The sequence below is a fragment of the Klebsiella sp. G-Nf4 genome (assembly GCF_002810615.1).
GTDB lineage: Bacteria > Pseudomonadota > Gammaproteobacteria > Enterobacterales > Enterobacteriaceae > Klebsiella > Klebsiella variicola.
On the sequence record NZ_PION01000026.1, the window covers coordinates 1 to 2,816 of the forward strand.

At 52.9% G+C, this 2,816-nt stretch carries 1 rRNA gene; it reads right to left on the reverse strand.

The window, feature by feature from the left end:
- Positions 1-12 precede the first annotated feature (12 nt).
- Positions 13-2,816: ribosomal RNA gene (locus CWM57_RS27000) — 23S ribosomal RNA — on the reverse strand; the annotation flags it as partial.

A 2,816-nucleotide genomic window follows, 5' to 3' on the forward strand; every position in this document is an offset into this window, starting at 1 on the left:
CTTCGGCGTTGTAAGGTTAAGCCTCACGGTTCATTAGTACCGGTTAGCTCAACGCATCGCTGCGCTTACACACCCGGCCTATCAACGTCGTCGTCTTCAACGTTCCTTCAGGAGACTTAAAGTCTCAGGGAGAACTCATCTCGGGGCAAGTTTCGTGCTTAGATGCTTTCAGCACTTATCTCTTCCGCATTTAGCTACCGGGCAATGCCATTGGCATGACAACCCGAACACCAGTGATGCGTCCACTCCGGTCCTCTCGTACTAGGAGCAGCCCCCCTCAATTCTCCAGCGCCCACGGCAGATAGGGACCGAACTGTCTCACGACGTTCTAAACCCAGCTCGCGTACCACTTTAAATGGCGAACAGCCATACCCTTGGGACCTACTTCAGCCCCAGGATGTGATGAGCCGACATCGAGGTGCCAAACACCGCCGTCGATATGAACTCTTGGGCGGTATCAGCCTGTTATCCCCGGAGTACCTTTTATCCGTTGAGCGATGGCCCTTCCATTCAGAACCACCGGATCACTATGACCTGCTTTCGCACCTGCTCGCGCCGTCACGCTCGCAGTCAAGCTAGCTTATGCCATTGCACTAACCTCCTGATGTCCGACCAGGATTAGCTAACCTTCGTGCTCCTCCGTTACTCTTTGGGAGGAGACCGCCCCAGTCAAACTACCCACCAGACACTGTCCGCAACCCCGATTAGGGGTCTACGTTAGAACATCAAACATTAAAGGGTGGTATTTCAAGGTTGGCTCCACGCAGACTGGCGTCCACGCTTCAAAGCCTCCCACCTATCCTACACATCAAGGCTCAATGTTCAGTGTCAAGCTATAGTAAAGGTTCACGGGGTCTTTCCGTCTTGCCGCGGGTACACTGCATCTTCACAGCGAGTTCAATTTCACTGAGTCTCGGGTGGAGACAGCCTGGCCATCATTACGCCATTCGTGCAGGTCGGAACTTACCCGACAAGGAATTTCGCTACCTTAGGACCGTTATAGTTACGGCCGCCGTTTACCGGGGCTTCGATCAAGAGCTTCTCCTTACGGATAACCCCATCAATTAACCTTCCGGCACCGGGCAGGCGTCACACCGTATACGTCCACTTTCGTGTTTGCACAGTGCTGTGTTTTTAATAAACAGTTGCAGCCAGCTGGTATCTTCGACTGATTTCAGCTCCATCCGCAGGGACTTCACCTACATATCAGCGTGCCTTCTCCCGAAGTTACGGCACCATTTTGCCTAGTTCCTTCACCCGAGTTCTCTCAAGCGCCTTGGTATTCTCTACCTGACCACCTGTGTCGGTTTGGGGTACGATTTAATGTTACCTGATGCTTAGAGGCTTTTCCTGGAAGCAGGGCATTTGTTACTTCAGCACCGTAGTGCCTCGTCATCACACCTCAGCGTTAAAAGGTACCGGATTTACCTGGAACCTCCGCCTACATGCTTAAACCGGGACAACCGTCGCCCGGCTAACATAGCCTTCTCCGTCCCCCCTTCGCAGTAACACCAAGTACAGGAATATTAACCTGTTTCCCATCGACTACGCCTTTCGGCCTCGCCTTAGGGGTCGACTCACCCTGCCCCGATTAACGTTGGACAGGAACCCTTGGTCTTCCGGCGAGCGGGCTTTTCACCCGCTTTATCGTTACTTATGTCAGCATTCGCACTTCTGATACCTCCAGCAACCCTCACAGGTCACCTTCGCAGGCTTACAGAACGCTCCCCTACCCAACAACGCATAAGCGTCGCTGCCGCAGCTTCGGTGCATGGTTTAGCCCCGTTACATCTTCCGCGCAGGCCGACTCGACCAGTGAGCTATTACGCTTTCTTTAAATGATGGCTGCTTCTAAGCCAACATCCTGGCTGTCTGTGCCTTCCCACATCGTTTCCCACTTAACCATGACTTTGGGACCTTAGCTGGCGGTCTGGGTTGTTTCCCTCTTCACGACGGACGTTAGCACCCGCCGTGTGTCTCCCGTGATAACATTCTTCGGTATTCGTAGTTTGCATCGGGTTGGTAAGTCGGGATGACCCCCTAGCCGAAACAGTGCTCTACCCCCGAAGATGAGTTCACGAGGCGCTACCTAAATAGCTTTCGGGGAGAACCAGCTATCTCCCGGTTTGATTGGCCTTTCACCCCCAGCCACAAGTCATCCGCTAATTTTTCAACATTAGTCGGTTCGGTCCTCCAGTTAGTGTTACCCAACCTTCAACCTGCCCATGGCTAGATCACCGGGTTTCGGGTCTATACCCTGCAACTTAACGCCCAGTTAAGACTCGGTTTCCCTGCGGCTCCCCTATACGGTTAACCTTGCTACAGAATATAAGTCGCTGACCCATTATACAAAAGGTACGCAGTCACCCCATAAAGAGGCTCCCACTGCTTGTACGTACACGGTTTCAGGTTCTTTTTCACTCCCCTCGCCGGGGTTCTTTTCGCCTTTCCCTCACGGTACTGGTTCACTATCGGTCAGTCAGGAGTATTTAGCCTTGGAGGATGGTCCCCCCATATTCAGACAGGATACCACGTGTCCCGCCCTACTCTTCGAGTTCACAACCTGTGCATTTTGGTGTACGGGACTATCACCCTGTACCGTCGGACTTTCCAGACCGTTCCACTAACACACAAGCTGATTCAGACTCTGGGCTGCTCCCCGTTCGCTCGCCGCTACTGGGGGAATCTCGGTTGATTTCTTTTCCTCGGGGTACTTAGATGTTTCAGTTCCCCCGGTTCGCCTCGTTAACCTATGTATTCAGTTAACGATAGTGCAACGAATTGCACTGGGTTTCCCCATTCGGACATCGCCGGCT